The sequence below is a fragment of the Ensifer sp. Root142 genome, from assembly GCF_001426785.1.
Taxonomy (GTDB): Bacteria; Pseudomonadota; Alphaproteobacteria; order Rhizobiales; family Rhizobiaceae; genus Ensifer; species Ensifer canadensis.
In genome coordinates this window covers 773548-790135 of sequence record NZ_LMFK01000001.1, presented here as the reverse complement: position 1 = coordinate 790135, position 16588 = coordinate 773548, and the positions used below count along the sequence as shown (strand labels likewise).

Below are 16588 nucleotides of genomic sequence, written 5' to 3'. Positions count from 1 at the left end.
ATGTTCTTACTGGGCCAGCCAGGCGTTGAAGCGCTGCGTCAGCGTTTCGGCGTTGTCGATCCAGAAGTCCACATTCAGCGAGATCGACTCCGTCATGTTCGCCGGATCGGTCGGCAAGTCCTTGGCGAATTCCGCCGGAACCTTGGCTGCGGCTTCCTTGTTCGGCAGGCCGTAGGCGACGAATTCCGGCAGCTTCGCCTGATGTTCGGGCAGGCTTGCGAAGGCGATGAAGTCCTGTGCAGCGTCCTTGTTTTCCGCGTCCTTCAGCACCACCCAGCTATCGACGGCGTAGATGCTGCCCGGCCAGACGACCTTGAAGTTCTTGCCTTCCGTGCGGTTGATGCCGGTGATGCGGCCGTTATAGGCCGACGTCATCGCCACTTCGCCGGAGGCGAGGAACTGCAGCGGCTGGGCGCCCGATTCCCACCAAACGATGTGCGGCTTCAACTCGTCGAGCTTCTTGAAAGCGCGCTCGACCCCTTCGTCGGTCCCAAGCACGTCGTACAGTTCGTCCTTAGAGACGCCATCGGCGAGCAGCGCGAATTCGAGCGTATATTTCGGGCCTTTTCGCAGCGCGCGCTTGCCGGGGAATTTTTCGACGTTCCAGAAGTCCGCCCAGGAGGCCGGGCCTTCCTTCAGCTTGTCGCCGTCATAGGCGATCGCCGTCGACCAGACGATGGCGCCGACACCACAGTCATCGACCGCAGAATCGAGGAACTTGTCCTTGCCGCCCATCTTGTCCCAGTCGATCTTTTCATAAAGACCGTCGGCACAGCCGAGCGCCAACTCTTCGGCTTCCACCTGCACGGCATCCCAGTTCGGTGCGCCGGCCTTGACCTTCGACTGGATGACGCCGATGCCGCCGTCCCAGGCTTCGTCGAGCACCGGCTTGCCGGTCTTTTCGGCGAAGGGCTTGAAATAGATGTCGCGCTGCGCGTCCTGATAGTTGCCGCCCCAGGAGACGACGGTCAGGTCCCGTGCGAATGCCGGTGCGGCAAGGCTTGCGGACAGAATGACGACGGCGGACGCCAGCACACCCGCTTTAAAGATAGTCTTCATTGCACTCCCCTTTTCTTCGTTTGTGAAGGAACCGCCGTCAGCCTCCGGCCCCCGTTGACGATTTGATGCGGACTGCTGACCCGTCCCTGTCTTTGGCGTATCGCGATGATTACAGTCTCTCCGGTCGTCGCGCCCTTTCTCCCCGGGCGTTGTCCGACCGAATGATGCATTCCGGTCCTTGTCGGTCAGCGGGGATTTTCCCCGGTTGACCATCGTCAGACGTGTTGACCTCCATTGATGTGAATTTCCGCGCCGTTGATGTAGGACGACGGCTCAGTGCAGAGGAAATAGATGGTCTCCGCGACTTCGCGCGGTTCGCCCAGTCTTCGCATCGGCACTTCCGCCGCCACCAGTTCATCCGTTCCGGGCGACAGGATCGACGTTTCGATCTCGCCCGGCGCAATGGCATTCGCCCTGACCCCGCGTTGGCCGAATTCGTGCGCCATTTCGCGGGTCAGTGAGCCAAGCGCCGCCTTGGACGCCGCATAGGCAACGCCCGCAAAGGGATGGACGCGCGAGCCGGCGATGGACGTAACATTGACGATCGAGCCCTTCGCCGCTTCCAGTTCCGGCATGAGCGCGCGGGCGATCAAAGCGGTCGAGACAAGATTGACATTGAGCACCTGCGTCCAGACATCGGCATCCGTATCCAGCACACCGAGGCGGCTCTTGCCCGGCCCCTTCGGCGAAATGCCGGCATTGTTGACGAGTGCATGCAGCCGGCCGTTCGGCAGGCGCTCGCGCACCGTCGCTGCGAGGCGATCGATCTGCGTGAGATCCGCGAGGTCGGCCTGGATATGGCTTTCGCGGGCGGAGGGCCAGGCGCATTCCTCGGAAAAGGATTGGCGGGAAACGGTGAGAATGCGCCAGCCCTTCGACTGGAAGAGCTTGACCGTCGCATGACCGATCCCGCGGCTCGCACCCGTCAGCAACATGTAGCGGCATTCTTCGGTCATGGGAGCGTTCTCTGTTGATGCTTGATACATCGTAATAGGCCGCCCATGAATTGCAAGCCTCCTCTTCCAAGCGGTATCAGGCCCGGCGCGCCTCCCGCTCCGTGCCCCGTTCGATGCGCTCGAGGATCGGCTTGCCGCCGAGCAGGATATCGTCGACGATCGCCATCGAGGCGGCGGCGGAATCGTGCCGTTTCAGGGCTTCGACGACCGGGTAGTGATGGTCGATCATCGCACGTCCACCCTCTATATAGGCATCGGAAATGTGCGGCCCCATCTGCAGCCAGAGCCGCCGCAGGATGCCGTTCAGTACCGGCAGCCCAGCGATCTGCGGCAACAGGAAGTGGAAGGCTTGGTTGAGTTGCGTGCCCTTCAGCCGGTCGCCAGCCTCGATTGCCTGTTCATTTTCGCGCAAGATGCGTTCCAATGCCTCGATATCCGTGCTCGTCGCCACCTGGGCGGCGGTTTCCGCCGCCAATCCCTCCAGCCGGACACGGATTGCGCGGATCTCGCGGTAGCGGTTTTCGCTCAAACCCGGGATGCGGATGTCGCGCGGCGAGCGGAAGGTGATCGCCTCGTCATTGGCAAGCCGAAGGATGGCGTCGCGGATCGGTGTGACGCTCGTGCCGAATTGTTCCGCCAGATCACGGATCTTCAGCCGGTCGCCGGGCTGGAACCGTCCCTGGATCAGGGCATCGCACAACGCACCATAAACGGCGCTGTTGAGGTTCTCATGATCCAGTGACGTAAATTGAGGCATGGAACTGGTCCGCAAAATCGAATAACAAGATACTTGATGCATCTTTTTCGGCGTGTTTCAAGTATGACATGTCGCGGACATCTTCCGCCAAACGGCTTGCGGCGGCAATTTAGTCGGCACCGTGGTCAGCAGACGGCAGGGACAATCGAAGGAAATGCGGGCAACCCCACCAACGGAGCAAGCATGACGGAGCCATCGCCCACCGCCAAGAAGGCCGATTCCATGTCGGCGACGTGGAGTGCGACATCGCTTGCCGATGCCGAGGCCGCGGTGACGCAGGTCTATGGCATGGGCGGCACGATCAGGCGGTTTTCCAGCGAAAGGGACGAGACCTTTCTTTTCACCCGCTCGGACGAAACGGACTTCATCCTCAAGATTGCCAATCCCGCCGAGGACCCGGCCGCGCTGGAATTCCAGGACGGTGCGCTCCTGCATCTGGAGGCTGCCGCCCCCGCCGTACCGGTGCCGCGGCTCATACTCACGAAAAGCGGAGAGCCTAGCCACACGCTTTCCACCGCCGATGGCCCGCGCATCATGCGCCTGCTCACTTTCCTGCGGGGAGAATTGCAGTACCGCACACCCGCCTCCGAGGCGCAGAGCCGCAACGTCGGCCGGGCGCTTGCGGAACTCGGGCTCGGCCTTGAGAACTATGACGGACGCCCGCCGGCGGGAAAGCTGATGTGGGACATTTCCCACACGCTCGATCTCACTGCCGTCCTCGACCATGTCGCGCCCGAACGCCGGGCGCAGGCGAAGGCCGTGCTGGCGGAGTTCGAGCGGGCGCTTCCCGCCATCACCAATCTCAAGCGGCGGCAGATCATCCACAACGACTTCAACCCGCACAATGTCTTGCTCGATCCGGCCGCACCCACCGCAGTCGTCGGCATCATCGATTTCGGCGACATGGTCCATGCGCCACTCATCAACGATCTTGCCGTCGCGCTTTCCTATCATCTGGCGACGGAAAACTGGGCGGCGCGCACCAGTTCCTTCCTGGAGGGGTTCCTTTCGGCACGTGCGTTGGAGCCTGCCGAAATTGAACTTCTACCAGTGTTGACCCGGTCGCGGCTGGCGATGTCTCTCATCATCGCGGAATGGCGCTCCGCACGCTTCCCGGAAAACCGCGACTACATTTTGCGCAACCACGCCACCGCCTGGCGGGGGCTTCAAAACATATCCGATCTGACGCCGGCCGGGCTGAAAAGGCTCGTGCCCAACCTTTCCGAGGCCTGATCATGTCGATGGTAAATGCCTTCTCGCGCGAAGATTTCGAACGGCTCAACGAAGCCGAACGGGCGCTGATCGCGCGCCGGGAAAAGGTGCTCGGTCCCGCCTACCGCCTCTTCTATGAAAAACCGCTGCATCTCGTGCGCGGCGAAGGCGTCTTTCTCTATGACGCGGCCGGCGAACGATATCTCGATGCCTACAACAACGTCGCCTCGCTCGGCCATTGCCACCCGCGCGTGGTGGAGGCGATCACCAGGCAAACCGCCGTGCTGAACACCCACACGCGCTACCTGCACGAAGGCATCGTCGACTATGCAGAGGCGCTGACGGCCACCTTCCCCGAGGCGCTCAGCCAGGTCATGTTCACCTGTACCGGCAGCGAGGCGAATGACCTTGCGGTGCGCATCGCCCGCTTCGTCACCGGCGGCACAGGCATCATCGCAACGGAGCTTGCCTATCACGGTCTCACGAGCGCCATCGCGGAATTCTCGCCATCCCTCGGCGAAGCCGTGACGCTGGGGCCGCATGTACGCACCGTGCCCGCCCCGGACAGCTACCGTCATTCCGCCGAAGAGATGGTGGAAAAGTTCGGCCGCGACGTGCGCGCGGCGATTGCCGACCTGAAGCGCCACGGCATCAAGCCGGCCATGCTGATCACCGACACGATCTTTTCCAGCGACGGTATTTTCGAGGGACCGAAAGGTTTTCTGAAGCCGGCGGTCGACGCCATCCATGAGGCCGGCGGTCTCTTCGTGGCGGATGAAGTACAGCCCGGCTTCGGCCGCACCGGCGAGGCCATGTGGGGCTTCGAACGCCACGGCGTCGCGCCCGATATGGTGACGATCGGCAAGCCGATGGGCAACGGCTACCCGATGGCCGGCATCGTTCTGCGCCCGGAGGTCATTGCCGAGTTCGGTCCTCGGGCGCGCTATTTCAACACGTTCGGCGGTAATCCAGTCGCTGCCGCCGCCGGCAAGGCCGTGCTGGACACGATCCGCATTGAAGGCCTCCAACAGAATGCGCTGGTGGTTGGTCGCCACCTTATGGACAGGGTGAAGAGCCTCTCAGCTACCCATCCGGCGATCGGCGACGTGCGCGGGTCTGGGCTCTTCATCGGCGTCGAGATCATCGTGGACTCGGCCACAAAGCGTCCTGACGCGGCCCTGTCGACACGCATCGTCAACGGCCTGCGCGAGCGGCGCATCCTGATCAGCGCCTCAGGTCCCAATGCTAACGTTCTGAAGATCCGCCCTCCCCTCGTCTTCTCCCGCGAGAACGCCGACATGCTGGTTGACGCACTCGGCGACGTGCTGAGGACGCTCTGAAAGAATCGAAGCTGTCCTGCAAGGCCGGGTGGCCGGAGCGGCGTGGCCTGACGCGAGTGACCGAGATGCTGATGGCCCGCATCCGCACCGGCTGGGGTCAGATTGCGAGCTGGTGGCGTTATACTAAATTCGCAATATCAGTATAACACCACTCCCATCGGAGTCTCCGACTGTTATACTAACTTTCGCGATTCAGTATAACGGGGCAAATATGCGGCAGATCGACCTGATGTATCGCACGATGACCGCTGAACTCGGTCAACGTTTGCTCGACGCCAGCTTCTCGGCCCATTTCCCGGTCGAAGGCCGCTTCGTGCCGGTCACGGTCAAAGCCCGCAAATACTGGTATTTCGACCAGCCAGGCGAAGGCGAGGGCCACCGGCAGAAACGCCGGTATGTTGGACCGACCGATGATCCCGAAATCAACAGGCGGGTAAAGGACTTCCGCGCGATCAAGGATGACGTCAAGGCCCGCCGTAAGCTGGTCACCACCCTCGTTCGCGAGGCTGGATTACCAGCTCCCGAACCGTTTTCCGGCGATGTCGTCGAGGCGCTGGCCCAGGCTGGCATTTTCCGCTTGCGGGCCTGCTTGGTAGGAACGGTAGCGTTCTCGACCTATGCGGGCCATCTTGGCGTCCGTCTTCCTGCCGCCTCGATGATGACGGGTGTTGCTGATTTCGCCCAGGACTACGCGATCAGCTCCGAAGTAGGGGATTCGTTTCCGCCTATTCTTGAAATCCTACAAGGCGTCGATCCGACCTTCCGGCCGATCCCGCACCGCTCAGGGTCAACCCGATCAACGGCATTCAAGAACCGGGCGAGCTACAATGTGGAATTCTTGACCGGAAATAGGGGTAGTGATGACTATCAAGATCAACCGGCCGACATGCCCGCCCTGGGTGGGGCAAGCGCCGATCCGCTGCGGTTTTTGGATTTCCTCATTTATGAGCCCGTGCGAGCCGTCCTGCTACACAAAAGCGGTATCTCCGTGATCGTCCCGGCTCCGGAGCGCTATGCTGTTCACAAGCTGATTGTGGCCTCCCGCCGCGTAGTCGATACGATTGGGGCTGCAAAGCGCGACAAAGACTTGAGGCAAGCGGTATTGCTCTTCGATGCGCTCGATGCTTCCAACCGTCTCGGCGAGCTGTCGGACGCTCTCAAGGAAGCCTGGGAAAGGGGAGAGGCCTGGCGCCATGCGATCCGGGCCGGAATGGGGTACATGTCCCGAGGGGATAGAGCTGCCACGGCCGCCTTGTTCCATGAACTGGGTGTCGATTACGAAGCGGAGTAGCACTCCGAAACATCATCAAGAGTATGATCGACGATCGTGAAGTCGGCACCCGGTGATGTCAGGGCCGCCAGAGATTCCGGTCCAGGTGCGACCATTTACCTCTGCAGTCGCGGTTTGGCTCTTCTCCCGGCGACCCGCACCCTGGCCAGTCCCACGGTCGCCCACCGAGCCGGACGTCTCACTGACCGCTGGACCATGGCTTGGAATACTGGCATCGTCGGCCGCGTATCGGTACAGAAGAGCTGCGATCATCTTAGAGGGAGTGGCCGTGGAAGCCGGACATGACACCAGCGAGCTTGAAATGGTCGTCTTGATGACGCCCGACATGGCCAACTTCAGCGGCAAGGTCCATGGCGGCGCCCTGCTCAATCTTCTCGACCGCGTCGCGTTTTCCTGCGCCTCGCGCTATTCGCAGGAATATGCGGTGACCTTGTCAGTGGACCAGGTCGTCTTCCGGCAGCCGATCCATGTCGGCGAACTCGTGACCTTTCGCGCCTCGATCAATCAGGCCGGGCGGACCTCGATGGAAGTCGGGATCCGCGTCGAAGCCGAAAACATCCGCACCGGCGAGCGCAGGCACACGAACTCCTGCTATTTCACTATGGTGGCCGTCGATGCCGAGGGGCGTCCGACCGCGGTTCCGACTTACAATCCCGTGACCAGCATCCGAAAGCGACGCCAGCGCGCGGCGGAGGTGCGGAAAAACCTGCGGCGGGAGTTCGAGGCCCGCTTTCAAGCTGCTGGCTCGCCCACCGAAGCCTGATCGCCGCAATCCGTTTGCTCGCATGGTGGCTTCGCCCGGCGCCGGAGCCAAGGTCACTTTTTGCAACAAGGCCTCGCAAGGACCATTCCTGTGTTTGGCCCGGCGGCTTGATAGTGTATCTTTCACCGGCCGGAGCTAAATGGCCAAGGGGAGCGGTTCGCCACCTGCCCGGCGCATGGAGGGCGGCGTTGTTGGCCCTTAAGCCTGTTGAAGCCCATACATGCATTCGGCGCCTCTGCGGCGTGAATCCCGCGCAAATGTGCTGTGAGCATGCCCCCGCGTTCTGAAAAGCCACAATGACGCGTTCAAAACCATCGCGCCGCGTTCTGCATCTGGCGCCATTTTCGTGAACAAGCGAAGCCACCTATCAACGCCTGCTGCCACGGGAACCAACACCGTCGTTGCGGGCTCGGGATAACGGAGATTCAAATGTCCACATCCGAGACGGGACTTCAGTTTACAGAGGGCGTCGCCAACGGCGAGGTCCGGTATGATCTGGAGGATTTCATCCGCGCATCCGGCATTCCGCCGCTCGAAGCCCACGAAATGTTTACGAAATACGGGCCTTACAAGTCGGACCTCGACCCTTTGATCAAGGCGCGGGCCGAACAGCATATGGACCTGATGAAATAGCATCAGCTGCGTTGCCCGCCGGCAGATCGCGGCGGGCAACGCAGAATACATTTTCCCGGCAATATCCAAAGCCACGCCCGGCCGTCAGTCAGCGGAATAACGCTGCTCAAGCCAAGGGTCGCCACGCATGTGGTAGCCATTGCGCTCCCAGAAACCGGCCTCGTCGCCGGCTCGAAAATCGATGCGCGTCAGCCACTTTGCGCTCTTCCAGAAATAGAGATGCGGCACGACAAGCCGCATCGGCCCGCCATGGGTGCGGCTGATCGGCTTGCCCTCCCAATCGGTCGCAAGGATCGCGTGTTCCGAGGCAAAATCGGCGAGCGGCAGATTGGTCGTATAACCATCGTAGCTCGTCAGCATCACATGAGACGCTTCAGGCTTCGGCATGACCAGGTCGAGCAGGTCGTGCGTCAAGACCCCTTGCCAGCGATTGTCGTAGCGCGACCAGGTGGTGACGCAATGGATGTCGGAGAGGCTGTCGCTCTGCGGCAATGCCTTGAACGCTATCCAATCCAGCGACAGGCGTTGTTCGACGAGGCCGGTCACATCCAGCCGCCAGCGCTCCACGCCGATCGCGGGCTGCTGCCCGAGGTCCAGCACCGGCCAATCCCGAACAAGGTGCTGGCCCGGCGGCAATCGTTCGTCCTCAGGTCGGGCTGCGCGCCCGGTGAGGAACTTGCCGGCCGCCGCCCAACGCCGCTTCGTCGTCGTCAGCTTGGTTTCCGTTGGGGGTTCTTCGTCGGTCATCGGGTGCTCCTCCGGTCCGCGCGGATTAGAAGACCCGTCGCGGTTTCCGTCAAGCATCAGAGACGGGAGCTGTCTCTAGCGCAGCACGATCCGCAAGGCAGCCTGCGTCTCCCTCAGGAGCGGCAGATAGCGTTCGACCATTTCAGCAGCCGGCACATGTGCGGCCGGCGCGCCGATGTTGAGTGCCGCGACGATCTGGTTGCGATCGTTTTGAAGCGGAACGGCGATGGAGCAAAGACCGATTTCCAGCTCCTGGTCGATGATCGCATAGCCTTGGTGACGCACGCGGCCGATTTCGGCCATCAGTTCTTCCGTGTCGGTTCTCGTATGAGGTGTGTTTGCCTTCAGATCCGAGCGGGCGAGCACGTCCCTCGCCTGCTGTTCCGGCAAGGCGGCGAGCCACACGCGCCCCATTGATGCGCAATAGGCAGGAAGCCTGGAGCCCGGCATCAGGCTGATCGACATCACCCGCCTTTGCGAGGCGCGCGCGATATAGACAATCTCAGTGCCGTCGAGAACCGAGGCGGAAGCGCTTTGACCTGCCCGCTCCGAGAGCTGGTCGAGATAGGGCTGGACGATCGTCGGCAGAGGTGTCGCCGAGAGGTAGGCGTGGCCGAGCCGCAGGATTTTCGGGGTCAGAGAAAAGAACTTCCCGTCATAGTCGGCGTAGCCGAGCTCCGAGAGCGTCAGCAGCGAGCGGCGCACGGTCGCCCGGTCCAGACCAGTAATCTTCGCCGCCTCGGTGATCGTCAGCTTCTGCTGTGTCTCACCAAAAGCCTCGATGACGGTCAGCCCGCGGGCAAAACCGCTGACAAAATCGGTTTCTCTCATGGCTCATCCTCGTTCTACCGGCAATTAATCTGTGCGATATACGAACAAATGTCAAATATCGCACAAAATGTTTGACGCTCACTGTTTTTGAGAGCCTATTTCGGGCCAATACAGGCAAGGGGAGCTTGTCGGCCCGCACTCCATGGACCGCGAAAGACGACGCGTCAGCTCTTCCCACCGCCTGCAGACAACCATGCGCCCGCCGATTGGCGGCAACGCTCAAATCAGAAGAGAGGAAACATGGCGAAGATCGTTTCGCTCGCCGAGGCCATCGGCGACAATGTCAGGGATGGCGACACCGTTGCCATGGAGGGTTTCACCCATCTGATCCCCTATGCTGCCGGACATGAAGTGATCCGCCAGGGTCGCAAGAACCTGTTTCTCGTGCGCATGACGCCGGACATCCTCTATGATCAGCTGATCGGCGTGGGTGCTGCCCGCGGCATGAAATTCTCCTGGGGCGGCAATCCCGGCGTCGGCTCGCTTCACCGCTTCCGCGATGCAGTCGAAAACCAGTGGCCGCGGCCGCTCGAAATCGAAGAACATTCCCATGCGGCCATGGCCAACGCTTATGAGGCGGGTGCGGCGAACCTGCCGTTTGCGATGCTGCGTGGCTACATCGGCGCCGACCTTCCGAAGGTGAACGCGAGTATCAAGCAGATCACCTGCCCCTTCACGTCCGAAGTCCTGGCCGCCGTTCCGGCGATCCGGCCGGACGTGACGATCATCCACGCCCAACGCGCCGATAGGAAGGGCAACGTGCTCATCGAAGGCATCGTCGGCGTGCAGAAAGAGGCGGTGCTTGCAGCCAAGCGCTCGATCATCACGGTCGAGGAAATCGTCGACGAGCTTGCGCCACCGTCGCCCAACTCGGTCGTATTGCCCACCTGGGCAGTAACGGCGGTCAGCCAGGTGCCGGGCGGCGCCTTCCCCTCCTACGCCCACGGCTACTATCCGCGCTCGAACGCCTTCTACATCGGCTGGGACGAGATCGCCCGCGACCGTGAGAGTTTTACCGCATGGATCAAGGAGAACGTGCTCGACGCAGGGCCTGAAGATTTTGCACGACACGCCGGCAGGAAGCCGGCGAAGGCCGCTTGAGGAGGCGACGATGACGGATTTCACCCCCAACGAGATGATGACCATCGCAGCCTCACGCGAGCTTTCCAACGACGACGTCTGCTTCGTCGGCATCGGTGCGCCATCGGCCGCCTGCAACGTGGCGCGGTTGACCCACGCCCCCGACATTACGCTCATCTACGAAAGCGGAACCGTCGGCACCAAGCCGGATGTTCTCCCCTTGTCGATCGGCGACGGCGAGCTTTGCGATACCGCCCTCTTCACCGTCTCGGTGCCGGAGATGTTTCGCTACTGGCTGCAGGGCGGCCGCATTACCACCGGGTTTCTCGGCGGCGCGCAGATCGACAAGTTCGCCAACCTTAACACCACGGTCGTCGGTCCCTATGACCATCCGAAGGTCCGGCTGCCGGGCGGCGGCGGCGCTCCGGAGATCGCGTCGAATTGCGGCCGCATCTTCATCACCATGGCGCTCTCCAAGCGTGGATTCGTCGAAAAGCTGCCCTTCATCACCTCGATGGGTCATGGCGAAGGTGGCGATCATCGCGAACGGCTCGGCATGAAGACCAAGGGACCCACTCGCATCATCACCGATCTCTGCATTCTGGAGCCCGATCCGGTGACCAAGGAACTAACTGTTGTTTCGATCCATCACGGCGTCACGCGTGACCAGATCGTCGACAATTGCGGCTGGCCGATCAAATTCGCCGGAGAGGTCATCGAGACGCCGGTGCCGACTGAGATCGAACTGGCGACGCTTCGCGACATCAACGCACGCACGAAGAAGGCCCACCAGGGCAACAAGGAGGCCGCGTAAATGGCCGATGCTTATATCTGCGATTACATCCGCACGCCGATCGGCCGCTTCGGCGGCGCGCTCTCATCAGTCAGGGCAGACGACCTCGGCGCGATACCGCTGAAGGCGCTGATCGAGCGCAACCCTTCGCTCGATTGGGAAGCGGTCGATGACGTCATCTTCGGCTGCGCCAATCAGGCAGGTGAAGACAACCGCAACGTCGCGCGCATGTCGCTGCTTCTGGCCGGGTTGCCGGCGAGCGTGACCGGCACCACGATCAACCGGCTCTGCGGTTCGGGCATGGATGCCGTCATCGCTGCCGCACGTGCCATCAAAGCGGGCGAAGCCGAATTGATGATTGCCGGCGGCGTCGAGAGCATGTCGCGGGCTCCCTTCGTGATGCCGAAAGCGGAGAGCGCATTTTCGCGCAATGCCGAGATCTATGACACCACCATCGGCTGGCGGTTCGTCAACCCGCTGATGAAGAAGCAATATGGCGTCGATTCCATGCCGGAGACCGGCGAAAACGTCGCCGAAGATTTCAAGGTAAGTCGAGAAGATCAGGACGCCTTTGCGCTGCGCAGCCAGGCGAAGGCGGCAGCCGCGCAAGCCAACGGTCGCCTGGCGAAGGAAATCGTCGCCGTCACCATCCCGCAGCGCAAGGGCGACCCGACTGTCGTCGAAAGAGACGAACATCCCCGCGCCACGACGATGGAGGCGCTTGCCAAGCTCGGCACACCCTTCAGACGAGAAGGAGGCACGGTCACCGCCGGCAATGCGTCGGGCGTCAATGATGGCGCGGCGGCGTTGATCATTGCCTCCGAGGCGGCGGTCAGGAGATACGGCCTCAGACCTATCGCCCGTATCCTGGGCGGGGCCACCGCCGGCGTTGAACCGCGCATCATGGGTTTCGGCCCGGCCCCGGCCTCGAAGAAATTGATGGCGCGTCTTCGCCTGGCGCAGGAACAGTTCGATGTCATCGAGCTCAACGAAGCCTTTGCCTCTCAGGGACTAGCGACGCTGCGCGATCTCGGCATTGCCGACGACGACGGCCGCGTCAACCGCAATGGCGGCGCCATTGCCCTTGGCCATCCGCTCGGCATGTCCGGCGCCCGCATTACAGGGACGGCCGCGCTTGAGCTCGCGGAAACCGGCGGACGTTATGCACTGTCGACCATGTGCATCGGCGTCGGCCAGGGCATCGCCGTAGCGCTCGAGCGCGTCTAAAGCACTCCGCGGTTTTGCGGTAACGCATGCTCGGTAAGCGCATCTGAAAGCCAGATAGGGAGCCGTTCATTGACGGCTCCCCTTTTTCATTCACACGGTTTCTTCGTCGCGCTGCGCCACGAAGATCAGCACCAGCAGGATGGTGATGAAGAAGCGGAAGGCGTCGGGAACGCCGTTCCATTGTTTCGACATCCACATGCCGAACCATTCACCGCCGACCGACATGAAGCCGACCTGCCAGACGAGGAAGCCGAGCGTCAGGCCGGCGATCGCCACCGTCTTCGCCCGGTTGAATTCGCGGGCGCCACCGTTGAGGTTAGTGGCGAGCCTGTAGGCACCGAGCCAGCAAAGCAGCGCCGTCAACGTTTCCGCCGCGATGATCACGACATAGAACAGGTTGTGAAGCACCGGACTGGTGATGGCGCGATATTTGATCGCCGCGTCGGGAAAGATCGTATCCATCATCATCACATGCTGAACGAAGGCGAAGTTCGTTGCGTAGTCGGTGATGTTGCCGAAGGCGACGAGCGTTGAAAACAAGGCGATTGCAGCAACGGCTGCGGTTTTGGCAATCCGAATGATCTTCATGGTCTGGTACTCCTGTCCACTGCCGGCACGCCCAAGATCCGGGCCGAATCTTACCGGCATCAGTCCAGCCATAGCCCACCGGCAAAGTTGATCGAGGCCGCGAGGCGTCTCTTCCACAACTTGCAGTGTGACGAATATGCACTTCGCAAAAGGTGCCGGCAAACGCGTCGCGCGCTCCCTGCCCATGGGCAGTCTTGACTCTCGCGCCGAGTTGCAACATAACCGAATAGTTCTAAAACTATTTGGTTATACAAATGACCCCATCCGAACGCCTCGACGCTACCTTTTCCGCCCTTGCTGACCCGACACGGCGGGCGATCCTTGCCCGTCTGGCCCTGGGCGAAGCATCCGTCCTCGAACTTGCAGAGCCCTTCGCCATGAGCCAGCCGGCCGTGTCGAAGCACCTGAAGGTGCTGGAGCGCGCCGGGCTGGTTTCGCGCAGCCGCGATGCACAGCGCCGTCCCTGCCGCATCGAGATCGATCCGCTCACTGAGGCAGCCGACTGGCTGGAGGAATATCGCAAGCTTTGGCAAGCGAATTTTGCCCGCCTCGACACCCTGCTTGAGGAGCTGAAAGCCGACGCTGCATCACAGGCGTCGGCCGCACTCCCCACCAATTTCACCACGAAGGAGGAATGACATGAATGCTGCATCCAACAAACTTGTTGTCACGGCGCATGGCGACCGGGAAATCCGCATCGTCCGCAGCTTTGACGCGCCGCGCCGGCTGGTCTTCGACGCCTTCACCAAACCGGCGCTCGTCAAGCGCTGGCTGACCGGCCCGGACGGCTGGTCGCTGCCCGTTTGCGAGATTGATTTGAGACCTGGCGGGACCTTCCGTTACGTCTGGAAAAGCGCCGAAGGTGTCGAGATGGGCATGGGCGGAACCTATCGCGAGATCCAAGCGCCGGACCGGATCGTGCACGAGGAACTCTTTGACGAGGACTGGACCGGCGGCCAAACCCAAGTGACGACCCACTTCGTCGAGGAGGGTGGGCGCACCACGGTGACGACGGCTGTTATCTACTCTTCGACGGAGACCCGCGATGCCGTCCTCAAGTCGCCGATGGAGAGCGGCATTGCCATCGGCTATGACCGCCTCGAAGGAATCCTGGCCTCCGAACCGGCCAAATAGTCATGGAATGACCGTGGGCGGAGCGATCCGCCCACGGTCCAATTCTCATTCCGTCCAGATGGCGACGTCGACGGGACCGAGCTTGCGGGCACCGACATGGAAGGTAGCGCCAGCGCCAGCCGGCACGTCCGCCGCTTCCTTGCCGTAGTTGAAGGCGAAGTTGAGCTTGCCGCGACGGGTGATGCGCAAATCGCCGAGATCGGCGAGCGCTTCGACCGAAGCCCAGCCAAGGGCGTCATTGATCACCTTTTTCAGCAGGTCGCCACGGGCGGCCGCCGCCATGTAACGCGCCTTGTCGTTGCCGACGAGTGCCGGCGCGCCATTGCGGTATTCCCCTTCGAAGGTCGCCAGCACCGCCTCGCTGGTGCGCACGGTCTCGCGCCAGATGCCGGCCGGATAGGTCTCGTTGCCGTAAAGCACGGTCTCGCTATGAAATTCCGGCAGGGATTCAACGCGAGCGACACTGACGTCGACAAGTGCTGCGAGCGGTCCCGGCGGCAATCCCTCGGGAATGTGCATGTCCTCAGTCTTGCTGCCGCTGCGCGGTCCGAACAAGACCCTGGCTTGCGACGCGACCAGCTTCTCGACAAAGGCCTGATTGGCGATGACAAGGTCTGGCGCCAGCACCAGCTGGTAGCCGTCGAGATCGGAATGCTGGCCGATGAAATCGACGTCGACGCCCAGGCGAGAGACGGTCGAATACCAGTCGAGCGCCGTCGCCGAGGCCGAATAGGTCCGACCCTGCGGCAGGGCGCGGGTCGCCCAGCGCGAATTGTAGTCGAGCAGGATCGCGACCTTGGCCTTGCCGCGTGCCTCGCCTTTCGGCAGCCGCTTCATCTCTTCTGCGACCTGAGCCACCTCGAGATAGCCTTGGTCGGGCTCGCTGTTGGGAAGCAAGAGGCCGGCATGGAACTGCTCCTGCGCAAACGGCACCTGCCGCCAGCGGAAATAGGAAACCATGTCGACGCCATGCGCATAGGCAAGCCAGGTCCAGAGCCGAACCATGCCATCGGCCGGCGACTGGTTGTGCGCCGCCCAATTGACCGGACCGGGCTGCTGTTCCATCACCCAGACGCGTCCACGGCCGACGGCCCGGTAGAGATCGTGGTTGAAGGCAGGCTGGTCCGGATCGCCGACACGCAGGTAGCGTCCCTTGTCCTCCGGTGAAAGACGACCGTTCAACAGCCCACCCATCGGGTAAACGTCCCAGGACGCGATATCGATGTCTTCGCCGACCTTGTAGTGGTCGAAGTCGGTGTTCTGCGACATGAAATTGTGCGTCACCGGACGACCCGGCGAGTGCTTGCGGATGATGTCGACTTGCGCCTTGTTGAAGCTCTTCACCTGGTCGGACGAGAAGCGGATGAAGTCGACGATATGGGTCGGGCTCGGCTCCTCGACAAGATTGTTCGGCAGGTCGACTTCGTCGAAGCTGTTATAGTTCATCGCCCAGAACGCCGTGCCCCAGGCGCGGTTCAGTTCGTCGGTCGTGCCGTAGCGCTCGGCGAGCCAAAGCCGAAACGCCCGCTCGGCCTCGCCGGAATAGCTGTAGATCGTGTCATGGTCGCCATATTCGTTGTCCGTCTGCCAGGCATGGACGAAGGCGTTCTTGCCGTAACGTTCGGCCATGGCCTCCGAGATGCGTGCGGCCTCGATGCGGTAGCTGCGACTGGAGAAGCAATAGTGGCGCCGGGCACCGAACTTGCGCACCACGCCGTTCACGTCGACCGGCAGGATATCCGGGTGACGATCGATCAGCCACTTCGGCGGTGCGGCGGTCGGCGTGCCCAAGATGACCTTGAGACCGGCGCGGCCGAGCACGTCGATCGCGTCATCAAGCCACTCCCAATGAAATTCACCCGATCTGGGTTCGATCTTGGCCCAGGCGAATTCGCCGATGCGCACCCAGGCAAGCCCCAGTTCGACCATGCGGCGGGCGTCCTCTTCCCATTTCTCGCGCGGCCATTGCTCCGGATAGTAGCAGACGCCGAGTTCGAGCATGTCGGTCTCCTGCTGGTCGGCGTTGAAACGGTTCGGTCTCGTCAGGGGCATATGCAAGATCGGGTCCTTCGTCATGCTCTCGGCCGGCTTCACCCGGCACTTCGTCTTCGATGCGAGCGCTCTCCGAGATATAAACGTTTATATCATCAGGCGCAGTCGTGTGGTCGTCGGGTCGT

The 16588-nt window shown here is 61.9% G+C and carries 17 protein-coding genes; 10 read left to right on the top strand and 7 right to left on the bottom strand.

Annotated features, from left to right (window positions below):
• Positions 1 to 6: 6 nt before the first annotated feature.
• From ASD52_RS03760 to ASD52_RS03750, 3 genes are all read right to left on the bottom strand, one after another.
• Positions 7 to 1059: an ABC transporter substrate-binding protein gene (locus ASD52_RS03760; RefSeq protein WP_057222885.1), complete on the bottom strand. Its 1053-nt coding sequence runs from the start codon at positions 1057 to 1059 to the stop codon at positions 7 to 9.
• A 215-nt stretch (positions 1060 to 1274) separates the two neighbouring features.
• Entirely contained in the window at positions 1275 to 2015 is a 741-nt protein-coding gene (locus ASD52_RS03755) for an SDR family oxidoreductase (protein ID WP_057223397.1), read from the bottom strand.
• Positions 2016 to 2091: 76 nt separating this feature from the next.
• Positions 2092 to 2772 carry a GntR family transcriptional regulator gene (locus tag ASD52_RS03750; RefSeq protein WP_025429179.1) on the bottom strand — a complete coding sequence of 227 codons (681 nt, stop codon included), beginning with the start codon at positions 2770 to 2772 and terminating at the stop codon, positions 2092 to 2094.
• 183 nt (positions 2773 to 2955) lie between these two features.
• Here ASD52_RS03750 and ASD52_RS03745 point away from each other — a divergent pair, with 183 nt between their 5' ends.
• The 5 genes from ASD52_RS03745 to ASD52_RS03725 all read left to right on the top strand — a co-directional run bounded on the left by ASD52_RS03745 (position 2956) and on the right by ASD52_RS03725 (position 8011).
• Complete coding sequence (locus ASD52_RS03745; protein ID WP_057222883.1) at positions 2956 to 4005, top strand: phosphotransferase enzyme family protein; 1050 nt, start codon at positions 2956 to 2958, stop codon at positions 4003 to 4005.
• A 2-nt stretch (positions 4006 to 4007) separates the two neighbouring features.
• A complete protein-coding gene (locus ASD52_RS03740) occupies positions 4008 to 5324 on the top strand; it encodes an aspartate aminotransferase family protein (RefSeq protein ID WP_057222881.1) in 1317 nt (438 codons plus the stop codon).
• A 211-nt stretch (positions 5325 to 5535) separates the two neighbouring features.
• A complete protein-coding gene (locus tag ASD52_RS03735) occupies positions 5536 to 6615 on the top strand; it encodes a GSU2403 family nucleotidyltransferase fold protein (protein ID WP_057222879.1) in 1080 nt (359 codons plus the stop codon).
• A 301-nt stretch (positions 6616 to 6916) separates the two neighbouring features.
• Positions 6917 to 7378 carry an acyl-CoA thioesterase gene (locus ASD52_RS03730; protein WP_038578389.1) on the top strand — a complete coding sequence of 154 codons (462 nt, stop codon included), beginning with the start codon at positions 6917 to 6919 and terminating at the stop codon, positions 7376 to 7378.
• 429 nt (positions 7379 to 7807) lie between these two features.
• Positions 7808 to 8011 (top strand): hypothetical protein, encoded by a 204-nt coding sequence (locus ASD52_RS03725; protein WP_025429185.1) that lies wholly within the window; start codon positions 7808 to 7810, stop codon positions 8009 to 8011.
• An 84-nt stretch (positions 8012 to 8095) separates the two neighbouring features.
• Here ASD52_RS03725 and ASD52_RS03720 read toward each other — a convergent pair whose 3' ends face one another.
• Together ASD52_RS03720 and ASD52_RS03715 are read right to left on the bottom strand one after the other, a co-directional pair.
• Positions 8096 to 8758: a sulfite oxidase-like oxidoreductase gene (locus ASD52_RS03720; protein WP_057219044.1), complete on the bottom strand. Its 663-nt coding sequence runs from the start codon at positions 8756 to 8758 to the stop codon at positions 8096 to 8098.
• Between the two features lie 75 nt (positions 8759 to 8833).
• Complete coding sequence (locus ASD52_RS03715) at positions 8834 to 9589, bottom strand: IclR family transcriptional regulator (RefSeq protein WP_025429187.1); 756 nt, start codon at positions 9587 to 9589, stop codon at positions 8834 to 8836.
• 240 nt (positions 9590 to 9829) lie between these two features.
• Between ASD52_RS03715 and ASD52_RS03710 the strand changes: the two genes are divergently transcribed.
• The 3 genes from ASD52_RS03710 to pcaF are packed head-to-tail and all read left to right on the top strand — an operon-like array spanning position 9830 to position 12689.
• The gene (locus tag ASD52_RS03710) at positions 9830 to 10690 is read left to right on the top strand and encodes a CoA transferase subunit A (protein WP_057222877.1); all 861 of its coding nucleotides are present in this window, start codon (positions 9830 to 9832) and stop codon (positions 10688 to 10690) included.
• Between the two features lie 10 nt (positions 10691 to 10700).
• Complete coding sequence (locus tag ASD52_RS03705; RefSeq protein WP_057222876.1) at positions 10701 to 11483, top strand: CoA-transferase subunit beta; 783 nt, start codon at positions 10701 to 10703, stop codon at positions 11481 to 11483.
• Entirely contained in the window at positions 11484 to 12689 is a 1206-nt protein-coding gene (gene pcaF / locus ASD52_RS03700) for a 3-oxoadipyl-CoA thiolase (protein WP_057222875.1), read from the top strand.
• A 90-nt stretch (positions 12690 to 12779) separates the two neighbouring features.
• On the opposite strand, the gene ASD52_RS03695 is transcribed toward pcaF, so the two are convergent.
• Positions 12780 to 13277, bottom strand: a complete 498-nt coding sequence (locus ASD52_RS03695; RefSeq protein WP_025429191.1) for a DUF2165 domain-containing protein — start codon at positions 13275 to 13277, stop codon at positions 12780 to 12782.
• Positions 13278 to 13531: 254 nt separating this feature from the next.
• Here ASD52_RS03695 and ASD52_RS03690 point away from each other — a divergent pair, with 254 nt between their 5' ends.
• Positions 13532 to 13915: a metalloregulator ArsR/SmtB family transcription factor gene (locus tag ASD52_RS03690; RefSeq protein WP_057222874.1), complete on the top strand. Its 384-nt coding sequence runs from the start codon at positions 13532 to 13534 to the stop codon at positions 13913 to 13915.
• A gap of 1 nt (position 13916) precedes the next feature.
• Entirely contained in the window at positions 13917 to 14411 is a 495-nt protein-coding gene (locus ASD52_RS03685) for an SRPBCC family protein (protein WP_025429193.1), read from the top strand.
• Positions 14412 to 14456: 45 nt separating this feature from the next.
• Here the strand turns inward: ASD52_RS03685 and ASD52_RS03680 are convergent, their stop codons facing one another.
• Entirely contained in the window at positions 14457 to 16469 is a 2013-nt protein-coding gene (locus tag ASD52_RS03680; protein ID WP_057223395.1) for a beta-galactosidase, read from the bottom strand.
• Between the last annotated feature and the right edge of the window lie 119 nt (positions 16470 to 16588).

Bases quoted from the DNA above. Each gene is read 5' to 3' on its own strand.
- ASD52_RS03760 (WP_057222885.1), bottom strand. From the start codon at position 1,059: ATGAAGACTATCTTTAAAGCGGGTGTGCTGGCGTCCGCCGTCGTCATT.
- ASD52_RS03755 (WP_057223397.1), bottom strand. From the start codon at position 2,015: ATGACCGAAGAATGCCGCTACATGTTGCTGACGGGTGCGAGCCGCGGG.
- ASD52_RS03750 (WP_025429179.1), bottom strand. From the start codon at position 2,772: ATGCCTCAATTTACGTCACTGGATCATGAGAACCTCAACAGCGCCGTT.
- ASD52_RS03745 (WP_057222883.1), top strand. From the start codon at position 2,956: ATGACGGAGCCATCGCCCACCGCCAAGAAGGCCGATTCCATGTCGGCG.
- ASD52_RS03740 (WP_057222881.1), top strand. From the start codon at position 4,008: ATGTCGATGGTAAATGCCTTCTCGCGCGAAGATTTCGAACGGCTCAAC.
- ASD52_RS03735 (WP_057222879.1), top strand. From the start codon at position 5,536: ATGCGGCAGATCGACCTGATGTATCGCACGATGACCGCTGAACTCGGT.
- ASD52_RS03730 (WP_038578389.1), top strand. From the start codon at position 6,917: ATGGTCGTCTTGATGACGCCCGACATGGCCAACTTCAGCGGCAAGGTC.
- ASD52_RS03725 (WP_025429185.1), top strand. From the start codon at position 7,808: ATGTCCACATCCGAGACGGGACTTCAGTTTACAGAGGGCGTCGCCAAC.
- ASD52_RS03720 (WP_057219044.1), bottom strand. From the start codon at position 8,758: ATGACCGACGAAGAACCCCCAACGGAAACCAAGCTGACGACGACGAAG.
- ASD52_RS03715 (WP_025429187.1), bottom strand. From the start codon at position 9,589: ATGAGAGAAACCGATTTTGTCAGCGGTTTTGCCCGCGGGCTGACCGTC.
- ASD52_RS03710 (WP_057222877.1), top strand. From the start codon at position 9,830: ATGGCGAAGATCGTTTCGCTCGCCGAGGCCATCGGCGACAATGTCAGG.
- ASD52_RS03705 (WP_057222876.1), top strand. From the start codon at position 10,701: ATGACGGATTTCACCCCCAACGAGATGATGACCATCGCAGCCTCACGC.
- pcaF (WP_057222875.1), top strand. From the start codon at position 11,484: ATGGCCGATGCTTATATCTGCGATTACATCCGCACGCCGATCGGCCGC.
- ASD52_RS03695 (WP_025429191.1), bottom strand. From the start codon at position 13,277: ATGAAGATCATTCGGATTGCCAAAACCGCAGCCGTTGCTGCAATCGCC.
- ASD52_RS03690 (WP_057222874.1), top strand. From the start codon at position 13,532: ATGACCCCATCCGAACGCCTCGACGCTACCTTTTCCGCCCTTGCTGAC.
- ASD52_RS03685 (WP_025429193.1), top strand. From the start codon at position 13,917: ATGAATGCTGCATCCAACAAACTTGTTGTCACGGCGCATGGCGACCGG.